The organism is Alsobacter sp. SYSU BS001988 (assembly GCF_054796215.1).
In genome coordinates this window covers 38737-52305 of the sequence record NZ_JBTAMK010000016.1, presented here as the reverse complement: position 1 = coordinate 52305, position 13569 = coordinate 38737, and the positions used below count along the sequence as shown (strand labels likewise).

The window sequence follows — 13569 nt, the reverse complement described above, 5'->3', positions numbered from 1 at the left end:
GCGCCGCCCGGCCGGGACCCGGGCCCGGGCCAGGCGGCGAGCGCTCCCGTGGTCTAGGCGATAAGGTCCCGATCCCGCAACCCAAGGATCGTCGCCACGTCCTTCTCCCGAACGCGCCACGGCTCACGACGGGCCAGATCCGCCCCCTAGCGAACGCAAGGGCGAGCCATTATGGTGCGCCGCGATCCGCCCCGCCGGGGCCACGCACGACAAGACCCGGAGCACGACCATGGCCGATACCGGCGTTCCGCATTTCCAGAACGATGTCGGCGCGCCGGTCATCAGGATCGCCGCGAAGGAGTTCATGTGCATCGGCGCGCGGCCGCCCTTCGACCATCCCCACGTCTTCCTCGACATGGGCGACGAGAACGAGACGATCTGCGGCTATTGCTCCACGCTTTACCGGTTCGACGCCTCCCTGCACGGCGCCGAGACGATCCCGCCGGGCTGCGCCTACGAGACGCCGAAAGCCGCCTGATCCCGCCCAGGCGAGCCGGGCGAGGCGCGCCTCCCTCTCCTCCGCGGTCCCCCCGACGGACCTGACCCGATGACATCTGAGACGAGCGGCGCCCGGCCGATCCTGATCGCCGGCGCGGGCATCGGCGGGCTGACGGCCGCCATCACGCTGGCGCGCGCCGGACGGCAGGTCGCGATCCTGGAGCGCCGCACGCGCGTCGAGGAGGTCGGGGCCGGCATCCAGCTTTCGCCCAACGCGTCGCGCGTGCTGGCGGGCCTGGGCCTCGGGGCCGCGCTGTCGCGCGCCGCCGGCGAGCCCGAGCGCCTCGTGGTGCGCAGCGGCCGCAGCGGCCGCCTTCTGTCGGAGATGCCGCTCGGCGACGCCATGCGGCGGCGCCACGGCGCGCCCTACCTGCTGGTCCACCGGGCCGACCTGCAGATGGCGCTCCTCGACGTGGCGCGCAGCGATCCCAACATCCGCCTCGCCTTTGGCCGCACGGTGACCAGCGTCGACACGGAGGGCGACGAGGTCTCCGTCGCGGTGGAGGCCGCCGGCGGTCCGGAGACCGTGCGCGGCTCCCTGCTGATCGGCGCCGACGGACTCTGGTCGCGGGTCGCGCCCGCCATCGGCGACCACACCGAGGCGGAGTTCATCGGCCATGTGGCGTGGCGCGCCACCGTGCCGGCGGAGGCCGCCCCGGCCGCGCTGCGCGCGCAGGAGACCGGGCTCTGGCTCGGCCGCGACGCCCATGTGGTGCATTACCCGCTGCGCGGCGGCAGGGTGGTCAACATCGTGGCGGTGATGCGCGACCGCGACGCCGCCCGGGGCTGGTCGCGCCCGGGGGACCCGGCCGTCTTCGCCGCCCGCTTCCGCGGCTGGGCGCCGCAGCTTCGCGACCTGCTGGCGGCCGCGCCGGAGTGGCAGGTCTGGTCCCTCTTCGACCGCGCCCCGCGCCAGACCTGGGCCGCCGGCCGGGTCGCGCTGCTGGGCGACGCCGCCCACCCGGTGCTGCCCTTCCTGGCCCAGGGCGGCGCCCTCGCCATCGAGGACGCCGCCGTCCTGGCCCGCGAACTCGCCCGCGCGCCCCACGACGTCCCCGCGGCGCTGGCCGCCTACCAGGCCGACCGCAGGCCCCGCGCCCGCCAGGTCCAGGCCGCGGCCCGCCAGAACGGCCGCGCCTACCATATGGGCTTCCCCCTCACGGTGGGCCGCGACCTCGTCCTGCGCGGCCTCTCCGGCCAGGGCATGCTGAAGCGCTACGACTGGCTCTATGGCTGGAAGCCGGAGGGCGCGTGAGTCTCCGCCCTCCAGACCGGTTGCTTTCCCGGCCGGCGCTGGGCAAAGAGAGACGGCTGGCCCCGTAGTCCAATGGCAGAGACAGGCGACTTAAAATCGCTCCAGTGTCGGTTCGAATCCGACCGGGGCCACCAGGCGCGCGGCCTCGCGGCCTCCCCCTACAACAACGGCCGCAGCGACTTCACCATTTCGGCCGCGCCGGCGAAGTCGATTTTGCCGGAGCCCAGGACCGGGATCGAGGCGGTGACCAGCACGGCCTTGGGGGCCCAGAGCTCGGGATAGCCCTGCGCCTTGACGTAGGCGGCGAGCGCGGCGCGGTCGGCTTCGGCGCGGTCGGTCACGAGCACGATCTGCTCGCCCTTGCGGGCGTCGGCGAGGCTCACCGCCACATGGGTGGCGCCCGGCCAGAGCGCCTGGGCCAGGGTCTCGATGGCGGCCAGCGACACCATCTCGCCGCCGATCTTGGCGAATCGGCGCGCCCGGCCCTGGATGCTGACGAAGCCTTCCTCGTCGACGCCGACGATGTCGCCGGTGTCGTGCCAGCCGCCCGCAGGCGGAACGAGGACGCCGGGACGGTCCGGCAGGACGTAGCCCGCCATCACATTGGGGCCGCGCACGAAGAGCCTGCCGCCCTCGTGCAGCCCCTCGACCGGCTCCAGCCGGTGCTCCATGCCGGGCAGAAAGCGTCCGACCGTGCCGGGGCGGTTCTCGAAAGTCTGGTTCACGGCGATCACCGGCGAGCATTCGGTGGCCCCGTAGCCCTCCAGGATGACGGCCCCGGACGCCCGCCACATTTCGCGCGTCTGTTCCTTGACGCGCTCGGCGCCGGCGACGACGAGGGTGACGCTGTCGAGATCGCCCGGCTCGGCCGCCTTGGCCCAGCCCTGCAGGAAGGTGTCCGTCCCGAACAGCACCGTCGCGCCCACGGCCTTGGCCATCTTGGGGATCTGCCGGTAGTGCAGCGGGCTCGGATAGAGCACGACCCGCATCCCGACCAGCAGGCCGAGCAGCAATCCGCCCGTCAGCCCGTAGCTGTGGAACACCGGCAGGGGATTCAGCACGATCTGCGAGGGGACGAGGGGCGGCGCGCCGATATGCGCCTCAATCTGCCTCACATTGGCGAGCAGGTTGGCGTTGGAGAGCATCACCGCCTTGGGAAGCCCCTCCGAGCCGGAGGTGAACAGCACCACCCCCGCCTCGTCCGGCGACAGCGCGTGGCGGGCGTGCGTCCAGCGGGCGAACCAGGAGCTCACCACGCCCTTGAGCTTGTCCAGCGAGGTGAGCCCGGCGCGCAGGTCCTCCAGATAGACGATCCGCACGGCCCTGCCGGGCTCCGGCGACTCCGACAGCCCGGCGACGACGTCGTCGAGCCGCCCGCTCTCGACGAAGCGCCGGGAGGTCACCACCGTCTGGATCTCGACCGTGGCCACCGCCGAGCGCAGGTTCTTCAGCCCCGCCGTGAAGTTCAGCAGCGCCGGAACGCGGCCGAAGGCGTTGAGCCCGAACAGGACGAGCGCCACCGCGTTCACATTGGGCAGCAGCACGCCCACCGCGTCGCCGCGGCGGGTCTGGGCCGCGAGCCGGCCGCCGATGACCAGCGACCCGAGGATCAGCCGGCCATAGCTGAGCGGGCTGCGCTCCGGATCCTCAAGGATCGGCGCGCCGCGCCCGTGCAGGTCGGCGGCGTCGAGGAGCGCGCGGAAGAGCGTGCTGCGGGTCGAGGCGGGATCGAAATGCGGCACGCGAGAGCCCCAGGCGGAACAGGCGCCCACGCTAGCCCCGCCGCTTCGCTCACGCCAGAGCCAGGCCGTGCGGCCGCCCCCGCAGGCGGCTCAGCCCTTGTGGTTCTCGGCGATCGGCGCCTGGTAGGCGAGGCCCATGTCCCAGGGGAAATAGATCCAGGTGTCCTGCGACACCTCGGTCACGAAGGTGTCGACCAGCGGCCGGCCCATCGGCTTGGCGTAGACGGCGGCGAAATGCGCGTCCGGCAGCATGTCTTTCACCACGCGGGCGGTCTTGCCGGTGTCGACGAGGTCGTCGAGGACGAGCACGCCCTTGCCGCCCGGGCCGCCCAGCGCAGCGATGTCGTCGGCGACCTTCTTCAGCACCTGCAGCTCGCCCTGGGACGTGTAGTCGTGGTAGCTCGCCACGCACACCGTCTCGATCACCCTCACGCCGAGCTCGCGCGCCACGATGGCGGCCGGCACCAGCCCGCCTCGGGTGATGCACACGATCGCCTGGAACGGCCCCGCGCCGGCGAGCCGCCAGGCCAGCGCCCTGGCGTCGCGGTGGAACTGGTCCCACGAGACCGGGAAGGCTTTCGGCTGCGGCTGCGACATGGGTGTCTCCGGAGGCTGCATGGGTCAGCGTGGGGGCAAGGCGGCGATCATCGCCTCGACCGCCCGGCGGGCGGCGTCCAGCGTCGCCTCGTCGCGCGAGCGCACCACGATCTGGTTGGCGAAGGTCTTGCCGTTGAACGACGGATAGGAGCCGATGATCGCGCCCGGATGGGCCTTCTGCACCGCGCCGAGACCCTCGGCGTAGACGCCTTCCGGCGCGCCGCCTGAATCGATCGACACCGACAGCATCGTGCGGCCGGTCTTCAGCTTCGGGGCCACGTTGTCCAGCATGGCCTGCATGATGGACGGCACGCCGGCCATCACGAACACGTTGCCGATCTGGAAGCCCGGCGCCTTCGAGATGGGGTTCTCGATCAGGTCCGCCCCGTGCGGGATGCGCGCCATCCTCAGCCGCGCCTCGTTCAGGTCCGCCGGGTTCTCGTAGCGCGAGCGCAGCATGGCCACGGCCCGCTCGTCATGCGAGATGCCGACGCCGAACGCCTTGGCGACGCAGTCGGCCGTGATGTCGTCATGGGTGGGCCCGATGCCGCCGGTCGTGAACACATAGGTGTAGCGGGCGCGCAGCGCGTTCAGGGCGTCGACGATCTCCGTCTCGTCGTCAGGCACGACCCGGACTTCGCGCAGGTCGACCCCCATCGCGGTGAGATATTCGGCGATGTAGCCAATGTTCTTGTCCTTGGTGCGCCCGGACAGGATCTCGTCCCCGATCACCAGGACGGCGGCTGTGACGATGTCGGCGGTCTCTGGCATGGGGGGGGGCGCTCCGGTGATCAGCGCATGTATCGCGCCCCGCCCCCGCGCTCAAGCGGATAGCCGGCCGTTCGTCGCCGCTCAGCTGCGCTCGAAGATCAGGTTTACATGCGTCTTGCGCACGAGGCGGTAGCCCTTCTCGGCCAGCAGGCCGGGAAGGTCCATCTGCCAGCGGCCGACGCCGTTCTCGATGATGAAGGTCTGCGGCCAGAGCGAGGGCGGTCCGTTGCGCAGGAAGGTCTCCAGGATGAGATCCTCGGCGCCCTCCACGTCCAGCTTGATCGCGTCGACGCGCTCCAGCCTTTCGTTCACCAGGACCTGCTCCAGCGTGCTGGCCGGCACACGGATGGCCTGGCCTTCGCCGAAGCCGACGATCTTGACGCTCGATTCGCCATGGTTGCGCGGGTCGACGAAGAGCGTGACCTCGCCGGCCTTGTCGGCCACCGCGCAGTCCAGCGCCTTGATGGTGCCGAACGGGTTCTGGCGGATGTTGTACACCAGCCGCTCGAAGACGCCCGGCTGCGGCTCGACGGCCAGGACGCGCCCGCTCGGCCCGGCGAGCGCCGCGACGAAGAGCGCGTAGCCGCCCACATTGGAGCCGACGTCCACGAAGGTGAATCCGTCCCGGATCCGCTCGGCCAGGTATTCGCGCTCGTCCGGATCGAAATATTGCGGCGTGAACAGCAGCCGCTTCTCGCACACATTGTTGTAGGGATAGAGCCGCATCCGGGCGCCGAGCGACTGCACGTCGACCGGCTGGCCCCGCAGCCACCAGATGGCGATCTGGCGCAGCGCATAGGCGGCGCGCCGCCCCGCCCAGCTCCGGGGCATGCGGCGGGTCATGTCGATGAGGCGCTTGGGCAGCCCCTGCGGGCCATAGGCGCCGAAGCCGCCGGCCTCGTCGGGGGAGAGCGTTCGTGTGTCGGTCACGCTGGGATCCGTCATTCTGGGCGAGACGACTAGCGGTTTACGAACCGGAAAGGAAGCCCGGGCCTCCACGTAGCGGGGCGGCGCCCCGTCCCGCGCCTCGCCCGAGCTTGCGCAAAACGCCGCCATGGCCCATGTGAGAGGCGGACGCCGCGCGCCCCTCTCCCCCCGCACGACCAGGATCCCAAGGGATAGATCGATGACGTTCGTCGACGCCGCCGCAGCAGCCGGCCGAAAGACAGGCGAGATCAAGCTCCATGGCCCCGAGGCCTTCGAGGGCATGCGCCGGGCCGGCCGTCTCACCGCCGAGGCGCTGGACCTGCTCGTCCCGGCCGTGCAGCCCGGCGTCGCCACTGAGGCGCTCGACAAGCTGATCTTCGAGTTCGCGATGGACCACGGGGCCTATCCGGCGCCGCTGTTCTACCGCGGTTTCCGCAAGGGCATCTGCACCTCCATCAACCACGTCGTCTGCCACGGCATCCCCAACGATAAGCCGCTGCGCGAGGGCGACATCGTCAATATCGACGTGACCCTGGTGCTCGACGGCTGGCACGGCGATTCGAGCCGCATGTATCTGGTCGGCGAGACGCCGCGCCGCGCGGCGCGGCTGGTCGAGGTGACCTACGAGGCGCTGATGCGCGGCGTCGCCGAGGTGAAGCCCGGCGCCACGACGGGCGACATCGGGGCCGCCATCCAGACCTTCGCGGAGGCGGAGCGCTGCTCGGTGGTGCGCGATTTCTGCGGCCACGGGCTCGGACGGCTCTTCCATGACGAGCCCAACATCCTGCACTATGGACGACGCGGCGAAGGCGTGCCGCTGAAGCCCGGCATGTTCTTCACCATCGAGCCCATGATCAATCTCGGACGCCCCCACGTGAAGGTTCTCGGCGACGGCTGGACGGCCGTCACCCGCGACCGTTCGCTGTCGGCGCAGTTCGAGCACACCGTGGGGGTGACGGAGACCGGCGTGGAGATCTTCACGCTCTCCCCCAAGGGCTACGACCAGCCTCCCTATCTGGCCAGCTGAGAGGCCCCATGAGCCACGGCGATCTCCCCGGCAAGGACGCTTCCGGGGACGATCATCGCCGTGGACACCGCCATAGGTTGAAGGACCGCTTCTCGCGCGCGGGGCGCGCGGCCCTCGCGGACTATGAATTTCTCGAGCTGATCCTCTTCCGCTCCATCCCGCAGCGCGACGTCAAGCCGCTCGCCAAGGACCTGATCGGCCGCTTCGGCTCGGTCGCCGAGGTGCTCGGCGCGCCGCTGACGCGGCTCCTGGAGGTGGACGGCGTGGGCGAGGCCACCGCGCTCGACCTGAAGATCGTCGAGGCGGCCGGCCGCGAGCTGGCCAAGGGCGCGGTGGGCAAGCGCCATGTGCTCGCCTCCTGGTCGTCGGTGATCGACTATTGCCGCGCCGCGATGGCGTTCTCCGACAAGGAGCAGTTCCGCATCCTGTTCCTCGACAAGCGCAACGGGCTCCTGGCCGACGAGGTGCAGCAGACCGGCACCGTCGACCACACGCCCGTATACCCGCGCGAGGTGCTCAAGCGCGCGCTGGAGCTCTCGGCCTCGGCGGTGATCCTCGTCCACAACCATCCGAGCGGCGACCCCACCCCCTCCGACGCCGATGTCCGGATGACGCGCGAGATCGCCGACATCGCCAAGCCGCTGGGCGTCGTCGTGCACGACCACATCATCGTGGGCCGCAACGGACATGCGAGCCTGAAAGGCCTGCGGCTGATCTGAGCCGAGAGCAACGGCGGCCGCGCTGCGGCGACGACCCGGCCCGCTGACCCCGGCTCGCGCGGCATGCGTCCCGGACGCGCCATGCGCCCCGGGCGGGTGCGCCTCCTCCTTCAGGACGGTGGCGCTCGCGTCGCGGCGCGCTAGTTTGTTCGGGAGCGGCGCCCCGCACCACGTCCTGCGCCGCCGATCCGGAGACGACGACCCGCATGGCCCAGGCGCTTCGCACCCCGCATTCGCTTCCCACCTCGATCGACGCGACCCTGGAGCTCCTGTCGGCCGGCGCCTATGTGGCCGACCGCTCGCTGGCGACGGTCGTCTTCCTGGCGCTGCGCATGGGCCGGCCCATCCTGCTGGAGGGCGAGGCGGGAGTCGGCAAGACCGAGATCGCCAAGGTTCTGGCCGACGTTCTGGGCCGCAAGCTCATCCGGCTGCAATGCTATGAGGGCCTGGACGTCTCCTCCGCCGTCTACGAGTGGAACTACGCCGGCCAGATGATGGCCATCCGCATGGCGGAGGCCGAGGGCGTGGTCGACCGCAGCCGGCTCGAAGAGGACGTGTTCTCCGAGCGCTATCTGGTGAAGCGCCCCCTGCTGCAGGCCCTGGCGCCCGACGTCGCCGGCCCGCCGGTGCTGCTGATCGACGAGCTCGACCGCACCGACGAGGCCTTCGAGGCCTTCCTGCTGGAGGTGCTGAGCGACAGCCAGGTCACGATTCCGGAGCTGGGCGCGATCAAGGCCGATCATCCGCCCATCGTGATCGTCACCTCCAACCGCACCCGCGAGATCCACGACGCGCTGAAGCGCCGCTGCCTGTATCACTGGGTCGGCTATCCCACCGCCGAGCGCGAGCTGCAGATCCTCAAGGCCAAGGCGCCCCGGGCGCCGGCCCGGCTCTCGCGCGAGATCGTCGCCTTCGTGCAGGCGATCCGGGCGCAGGACCTGTTCAAGGCGCCGGGCGTGGCCGAGACGCTCGACTGGGCCTCCGCCCTGGTCGAGCTCGACGCCGTCGCGCTCGATCCCGCCATGGTGTCGGACACCATGGGCGTGCTGCTCAAATACCAGGACGACATCCAGAAGATGCAGGGCTCGCGGGTGAAGGCGATCCTGGACGAGATCAAGACCGGCGCGACCGCCAAGGCCGGGTGAGGACGCCCCTTTCCAGGAAAGGTCTCCGCCCGAGGGCATGACCATGCACGAACCGACGCCCGCCCCCGATGAGACCGGCCGCCTGGCCGAGAACATCGCCTATTTCGCCCGCGCGCTGCGCGAGGCGGGGCTGCCCGTGGGGCCGGGCTCCGTCCTCGACGCGATCGCGGCGGTGGAGTCCGCGCGCGTCGGGACGCGCGAGGACTTCTACTGGACGCTCCACGCGGTGTTCGTGAAGAAGCACGAGCATTCGGACGTGTTCGCTCAGGCCTTCCGCATCTTCTGGCGACGCAAGGCCCTGATCGAAAAGATCATCGCCTCCATGTCGCCGGCGACGCCGCCCTCCCGAGACGAAAAGACGAAGAAGCCGGACGCCGGGGCGCTGCGCGCCGCGCAGGCGCTCCTGAAGCAGGACAAGCCCCTCGAGCCGCAGGAGGAGCAGAAGGAGGAGTTCTCCGCCCGCCTCACCGTGTCCGAGCGCGAGATCCTGCAGGCGAAGGACTTCGCCCAGATGAGCGCGGAGGAGATCGCCCGGGCCCAGCGCGCCATCGCGCGGCTGAGGCTGCCCGACGACGAGGTGCTGACGCGGCGCATGACGGCCTCCTCGCGCGGCAGCCGCATCGACCTCAGGCGCTCGCTGCGCCAGTCGCTGCGGGCAGGCGGCGCCGTGATCGAACTCGCCCGCCGCGAGCAGGCCGTCCGCCACCCTCCCCTGGTGGCGCTGTGCGACATCTCTGGCTCCATGGCGGACTACACGCGGCTGTTCCTGCACTTCCTGCACACGCTGACCGACGCGCGGCGCCGGGTGCACACCTTCCTGTTCGGCACGCGCCTCACCAACGTCACCCGGGCCCTGAAGAGCCGCGACCCCGACGAGGCGCTGGCGCTCTGCTCGGCGCAGGTCCAGGACTGGTCCGGCGGCACGCGCATCGCCACATGCCTGCATGACTTCAACCGCCAGTGGTCGCGGCGCGTGCTCGGCCAGGGCGCGGTCGTCCTGCTCTTCACCGACGGGCTGGAGCGCGACGGCTCGGCCGACCTGAAGGCGGAGATGGACCGGCTGCACCGCTCCTGCCGCCGGCTCGTCTGGCTGAACCCGCTGCTGCGCTTCGGCGGTTTCGAGGCGAAGGCGCAGGGCATTCGCGCCATGCTGCCGCATGTGGACGAATTTCGCCCGATCCATAATCTCCAGTCCATGGAGACCTTGGCTCAGGCGCTGAGTTCGGCCGGGACCGGCGACGCCGACCCCCGGCGCTGGCTCTCGCAAGTCGCCTGAGGCCGGACCGCAAGCCTTCTGGCGCGCAGAGTGGATGGGACAGGACCGGAGATCGACCATGCTGGCGACCGACAACGACATCATGAACAAGGCCGAGGCCTGGCGCCGCGACGGCAAGGGCGTCGCCGTGGCCACCGTGGTGGAGACCTGGGGCTCCGCGCCGCGGCCGGTGGGCAGCCATCTCGTCATCGACGACGACGGCAACTTCCTGGGGTCCGTGTCGGGCGGCTGCGTCGAAGGCTCGGTGGTGACCGAGGCCGTGGACGTCATCGCCTCCGGCGAGCCCCGCATGCTGGAGTTCGGCGTCGCCGACGAGACCGCCTGGAAGGTCGGCCTGTCCTGCGGCGGGCGCATCCGCGTCTATGTGGAGCGGGTCGACTGATGGCCTCGCTCGACGTCCTCCTCGCCTTCGCGGCCGCCACGGCCCTCTTCGCCTATTTCCCGGGCCCGGCGCTGCTCTACACGGCGGCGCAGACGCTCACCCGCGGCCGCCGGGGCGGCTTCATGGCGGCGCTCGGGATCCATCTCGGCTGCTACGTCCATGTGATCGCCGCCACGCTGGGCCTCTCGGCCGTGTTCCAGCATGTCCCGGAGCTGTTCGTCGCCGTGAAGATCGCCGGCGCGGCCTATCTGGTCTGGCTGGGGATCGGCATGATCCGCAACCGCGGCTTCGGGGCGGAGCTGCCGGCCGTGGCTCCCAAGAGCGTGCGGCGGGCCTTGGCCGAGAGCTTCCTGGTGGAGCTGCTGAACCCCAAGGTGGCGATCTTCTTCATCGCCTTCCTGCCGCAGTTCATCGATCCCGCCGCGAGTCTGCCGGTCTGGGCGCAGTTCCTGATCCTGGGCGTCGTGGTGAACATGGCCTTCTCGTCGGCCGACCTGATCACGGTCGTCTTCGCGGCGGCGGTCGTCGGCCGGCTGAAGCGCGCCGGCCGCGCCCAGCGTCTCGCGCGCGCCGCCGGCGGAGCCCTTCTCATCGGCCTCGGCGCGCGGCTGGCGCTGGAGCGGAACTGACATGAACCCGGGAGGGCGACCATGAAGCTCGAAATCCTTGCCGCCCTGAACGCCGAGCGTGAGGCGCGCCGGGCGGCCGTCCTCGTCACCGAGATCGCGACCGGCGCGCAGCGCCTCGTGCGCGAGGCCGACATCGCCGGCGACCCCCTGGCCGACCTGCTCGCCGAGCGGCTGCGCATGGGCAAGAGCGGCATGGCGGAGACGCCGCAGGGCGACGTCTTCCTCACCGTTCAGGCGCCGCCCGTGCGCATCCTGGCGACCGGCGCGGTCCATATCAGCCAGGCGCTCGCCCCCATGGCCCAGCTGCTCGGGCACGACATCGTCATCGTCGACCCGCGCACCGCCTTCGCCACGCCCGAGCGCTTCCCCGACGTGCCGCTCTACGCCGAGTGGCCGGACGACGTGCTGCCCAAGCTGGGCGTCGACCGTTACACCGCCTTCGTGGCGCTGACCCACGACCCCAAGATCGACGATCCGGCCCTGATCCAGGCGCTGAAGTCGAAATGCTTCTATATCGGCGCCCTCGGCTCCCGGAAGACGCACGCCAAGCGGGTCGAGCGCCTGCTGGCCGCGGGCTTCACCGAGGAGCAGATCGGCCGCATCCGCGCCCCCATCGGGCTGCCGATCGGCGCCATCAGCCCGGCCGAGATCGCCCTGTCGATCATGGGCGAGATCACGGCGGCGCTGCGCACCCGGCCGGCTGCGGCCGCCCCGGCGGCCGCCTGAGGGCGCGGCCATGCTGTTCGGGCCCGTATCGCTGGAGGATGCGCTGGGCGGCGTCGCCGCGCATTCCGTGCGGCTGCCCGACGGCGTCGTCAAGAAGGGCTCGCTGCTCGACGCCGAGCGGATCGCGCGCCTTCGCGCCGCCGGCGTGCGGGAGGTCGTGGTCGTCCGGCTCGAACCCGGCGACGTGCCGGAGGACGAGGCCGCCCGACGGCTCGCCGAGGCCGCCGCGGGCGAGAATGTGCGGGTGGAGAAGCCGTTCACCGGCCGGTCCAACCTCTTCGCGCAGACGGCGGGCGTCCTCGTGGTCGACAGGGACGCGGTCGACCGCCTCAACGGGACCGACGAGGCGATCACGTTCGCGACGCTCCCGGCCTGGAAGCCCGTCGAGCCCGGCGAGATGATCGCCACCGTCAAGATCATCCCGTTCGCCGTGCCCGAGCGCGCCATCGCGGCCGCCCAGTCCGCCGCCGGCGCCGCGCCCCTCATCCGGGTCGCCGCCTTCCGGCCGCTGCGCATCGGCGTGGTCTCGACGCTCCTGCCCGGGTTGAAGCCGACCGTCGTGCGCAAGACCGTGAGGACGCTGGCCGAGCGCATCGCGCCCGCCGGCGCCTCCATCGTCCGCGACGTCGAGACCCCGCACGACGCCGCCGCCCTGGCGGATGCGCTGGCCGGCATGGCGCGCAGCGACGCGCAGATGATCGTGGTCTTCGGCGCCTCCGCCATCACCGACCGGCGCGACGTCATCCCGGCCGGGATCGAAGCGGCCGGCGGCGTCGTGGACCATTTCGGCATGCCGGTGGATCCCGGCAACCTGCTGCTGCTGGGGAGCCTCGCCGGCAAGCCCGTCATCGGCGCGCCCGGCTGCGCCCGCAGCCCGGCCGAGAACGGTTTCGACTGGGCGCTGCAGCGCCTCCTCGCCGGCCTGCCGGTGGGCCGGGCGGAGATCACCCGCATGGGGGTGGGCGGCCTCCTGATGGAGATCGTGCAGCGCGGCCAGCCCCGCTCCGGCGACGACCCGGGCCATGACCCTGTCGAGGGAGCCGACGCATGACCGAGCCGCTGGACCGCATCGCCGCCCTGGTGCTCGCCGCCGGCCGCTCCACCCGCATGGGCGGGGCCAACAAGCTTCTCCAGGACTACGCCGGCAAGAGCCTCGTCCGCCGCACGGTCGAGAACGCGGTGCTCTGCGGCGCCGCCCCGGTCCTGGTCGTCACCGGCTACGAGGCCGAGGCGGTGGAGGCCGAGCTCGCCGGCCTCGCGGTGACGCTCGTCCGCAATCCGGACTACGCGCAGGGCCTTTCCACCTCGCTGAAGGTCGGCGTGCGCGCCCTACCGGACAGCGTCGACGGCGTCGTGGTGATGCTCGGCGACATGCCGCTGGTCGACTGCCACGTGGTGCGCCGGATCGTGGCGGCCTTCGAGGCGGCCCCCGGCTCGGTCGCCGCCGTTCCGGTGCATGACGGCGAATGGGGCAACCCCGTCGTGCTGGCCCGGGCGCTGTTCGCCGACGTCGAAAGCCTGGCCGGGGACGCGGGCGCCCGCAAGCTGCTGGAGCGCCGCCGCGACGCCGTGATCGAAGCGCCGATCTCCGACGCCGCCGTGGCGGTCGACGTCGACACGCCGGCCGCGCTCGAGAAGCTCAGGTCGGGGCTTTGACGGCGCCGGCCGGGGCGCCCGCCGCGCGGCACCGGTCCGAGCAGTAGCGCACCGCCTCCCAGTCCCTGCGCCACTTCTTGCGCCAGGTGAAGGGCCGTCCGCAGGCCGCGCAGGTCTTGCTGGGCAGGTCCGATGTCTTGCGCATGCGCGCCATGGCGGCTCCTCCGCGTCCCTCGCCCATACGCGCCGCGTGGCGGAGCGGACCACGCCCCTGCGCCG

General features: G+C 71.6%; 16 protein-coding genes and 1 tRNA gene. 12 read left to right on the top strand and 5 right to left on the bottom strand.

Annotated elements, in window-relative coordinates:
• The first annotated feature begins 229 nt into the window (after positions 1–229).
• The 3 genes from ACYVO7_RS21595 (at position 230) to ACYVO7_RS21585 (ending at position 1887) form a co-directional block, all read left to right on the top strand.
• The gene (locus tag ACYVO7_RS21595) at positions 230–478 is read left to right on the top strand and encodes a zinc-finger domain-containing protein (RefSeq protein WP_460451849.1); all 249 of its coding nucleotides are present in this window, start codon (positions 230–232) and stop codon (positions 476–478) included.
• A 69-nt stretch (positions 479–547) separates the two neighbouring features.
• Positions 548–1753, top strand: coding sequence for an FAD-dependent monooxygenase (locus ACYVO7_RS21590; RefSeq protein WP_460451848.1), 1206 nt, complete (start codon positions 548–550; stop codon positions 1751–1753).
• A gap of 58 nt (positions 1754–1811) precedes the next feature.
• A tRNA-Leu gene (locus tag ACYVO7_RS21585) sits at positions 1812–1887 on the top strand.
• A gap of 24 nt (positions 1888–1911) precedes the next feature.
• Here ACYVO7_RS21585 and ACYVO7_RS21580 read toward each other — a convergent pair.
• From ACYVO7_RS21580 to ACYVO7_RS21565, 4 genes are all read right to left on the bottom strand, one after another.
• Positions 1912–3495: an AMP-binding protein gene (locus tag ACYVO7_RS21580; protein ID WP_460451847.1), complete on the bottom strand. Its 1584-nt coding sequence runs from the start codon at positions 3493–3495 to the stop codon at positions 1912–1914.
• A 90-nt stretch (positions 3496–3585) separates the two neighbouring features.
• Positions 3586–4092: a xanthine phosphoribosyltransferase gene (gene gpt, locus ACYVO7_RS21575; RefSeq protein ID WP_406854005.1), complete on the bottom strand. Its 507-nt coding sequence runs from the start codon at positions 4090–4092 to the stop codon at positions 3586–3588.
• 24 nt (positions 4093–4116) lie between these two features.
• The gene (locus tag ACYVO7_RS21570) at positions 4117–4863 is read right to left on the bottom strand and encodes a competence/damage-inducible protein A (RefSeq protein ID WP_460451846.1); all 747 of its coding nucleotides are present in this window, start codon (positions 4861–4863) and stop codon (positions 4117–4119) included.
• Between the two features lie 81 nt (positions 4864–4944).
• The gene (locus tag ACYVO7_RS21565) at positions 4945–5793 is read right to left on the bottom strand and encodes an FkbM family methyltransferase (RefSeq protein ID WP_460451845.1); all 849 of its coding nucleotides are present in this window, start codon (positions 5791–5793) and stop codon (positions 4945–4947) included.
• Positions 5794–5989: 196 nt separating this feature from the next.
• Here ACYVO7_RS21565 and map point away from each other — a divergent pair, with 196 nt between their 5' ends.
• From map to ACYVO7_RS21520, 9 genes are all read left to right on the top strand, one after another.
• Positions 5990–6817 carry a type I methionyl aminopeptidase gene (gene map, locus ACYVO7_RS21560; protein ID WP_460451844.1) on the top strand — a complete coding sequence of 276 codons (828 nt, stop codon included), beginning with the start codon at positions 5990–5992 and terminating at the stop codon, positions 6815–6817.
• Positions 6818–6825: 8 nt separating this feature from the next.
• Positions 6826–7536 (top strand): RadC family protein, encoded by a 711-nt coding sequence (gene radC, locus ACYVO7_RS21555; protein ID WP_460451843.1) that lies wholly within the window; start codon positions 6826–6828, stop codon positions 7534–7536.
• Between the two features lie 206 nt (positions 7537–7742).
• The gene (locus ACYVO7_RS21550; RefSeq protein ID WP_460451842.1) at positions 7743–8681 is read left to right on the top strand and encodes an AAA family ATPase; all 939 of its coding nucleotides are present in this window, start codon (positions 7743–7745) and stop codon (positions 8679–8681) included.
• A gap of 43 nt (positions 8682–8724) precedes the next feature.
• Positions 8725–9957 carry a vWA domain-containing protein gene (locus ACYVO7_RS21545; RefSeq protein WP_460451841.1) on the top strand — a complete coding sequence of 411 codons (1233 nt, stop codon included), beginning with the start codon at positions 8725–8727 and terminating at the stop codon, positions 9955–9957.
• A 58-nt stretch (positions 9958–10015) separates the two neighbouring features.
• Positions 10016–10339: an XdhC family protein gene (locus ACYVO7_RS21540; protein ID WP_460451840.1), complete on the top strand. Its 324-nt coding sequence runs from the start codon at positions 10016–10018 to the stop codon at positions 10337–10339.
• Positions 10339–10968, top strand: coding sequence for a LysE family translocator (locus ACYVO7_RS21535; protein WP_460451839.1), 630 nt, complete (start codon positions 10339–10341; stop codon positions 10966–10968). The genes ACYVO7_RS21540 and ACYVO7_RS21535 overlap by 1 nt, the downstream gene beginning before the upstream one ends.
• Positions 10969–10989: 21 nt before the next feature.
• Positions 10990–11694, top strand: coding sequence for an XdhC family protein (locus ACYVO7_RS21530; RefSeq protein WP_460451838.1), 705 nt, complete (start codon positions 10990–10992; stop codon positions 11692–11694).
• 10 nt (positions 11695–11704) lie between these two features.
• Positions 11705–12745 (top strand): molybdopterin-binding protein, encoded by a 1041-nt coding sequence (locus ACYVO7_RS21525; protein ID WP_460451837.1) that lies wholly within the window; start codon positions 11705–11707, stop codon positions 12743–12745.
• Entirely contained in the window at positions 12742–13350 is a 609-nt protein-coding gene (locus tag ACYVO7_RS21520; RefSeq protein WP_460451836.1) for a nucleotidyltransferase family protein, read from the top strand. The genes ACYVO7_RS21525 and ACYVO7_RS21520 overlap by 4 nt, the downstream gene beginning before the upstream one ends.
• On the opposite strand, the gene ACYVO7_RS21515 is transcribed toward ACYVO7_RS21520, so the two are convergent.
• A complete protein-coding gene (locus ACYVO7_RS21515; RefSeq protein ID WP_460451835.1) occupies positions 13334–13504 on the bottom strand; it encodes a DUF2256 domain-containing protein in 171 nt (56 codons plus the stop codon). The genes ACYVO7_RS21520 and ACYVO7_RS21515 overlap by 17 nt on opposite strands.
• Between the last annotated feature and the right edge of the window lie 65 nt (positions 13505–13569).

Coding starts and splice junctions, on each gene's coding strand:
- ACYVO7_RS21590 (WP_460451848.1), top strand. CDS start 548: ATGACATCTGAGACGAGCGGCGCCCGGCCGATCCTGATCGCCGGCGCG.
- radC (WP_460451843.1), top strand. CDS start 6,826: ATGAGCCACGGCGATCTCCCCGGCAAGGACGCTTCCGGGGACGATCAT.
- ACYVO7_RS21595 (WP_460451849.1), top strand. CDS start 230: ATGGCCGATACCGGCGTTCCGCATTTCCAGAACGATGTCGGCGCGCCG.
- ACYVO7_RS21525 (WP_460451837.1), top strand. CDS start 11,705: ATGCTGTTCGGGCCCGTATCGCTGGAGGATGCGCTGGGCGGCGTCGCC.
- ACYVO7_RS21515 (WP_460451835.1), bottom strand. CDS start 13,504: ATGGCGCGCATGCGCAAGACATCGGACCTGCCCAGCAAGACCTGCGCG.
- gpt (WP_406854005.1), bottom strand. CDS start 4,092: ATGTCGCAGCCGCAGCCGAAAGCCTTCCCGGTCTCGTGGGACCAGTTC.
- ACYVO7_RS21540 (WP_460451840.1), top strand. CDS start 10,016: ATGCTGGCGACCGACAACGACATCATGAACAAGGCCGAGGCCTGGCGC.
- map (WP_460451844.1), top strand. CDS start 5,990: ATGACGTTCGTCGACGCCGCCGCAGCAGCCGGCCGAAAGACAGGCGAG.
- ACYVO7_RS21570 (WP_460451846.1), bottom strand. CDS start 4,863: ATGCCAGAGACCGCCGACATCGTCACAGCCGCCGTCCTGGTGATCGGG.
- ACYVO7_RS21550 (WP_460451842.1), top strand. CDS start 7,743: ATGGCCCAGGCGCTTCGCACCCCGCATTCGCTTCCCACCTCGATCGAC.
- ACYVO7_RS21545 (WP_460451841.1), top strand. CDS start 8,725: ATGCACGAACCGACGCCCGCCCCCGATGAGACCGGCCGCCTGGCCGAG.
- ACYVO7_RS21535 (WP_460451839.1), top strand. CDS start 10,339: ATGGCCTCGCTCGACGTCCTCCTCGCCTTCGCGGCCGCCACGGCCCTC.
- ACYVO7_RS21520 (WP_460451836.1), top strand. CDS start 12,742: ATGACCGAGCCGCTGGACCGCATCGCCGCCCTGGTGCTCGCCGCCGGC.
- ACYVO7_RS21530 (WP_460451838.1), top strand. CDS start 10,990: ATGAAGCTCGAAATCCTTGCCGCCCTGAACGCCGAGCGTGAGGCGCGC.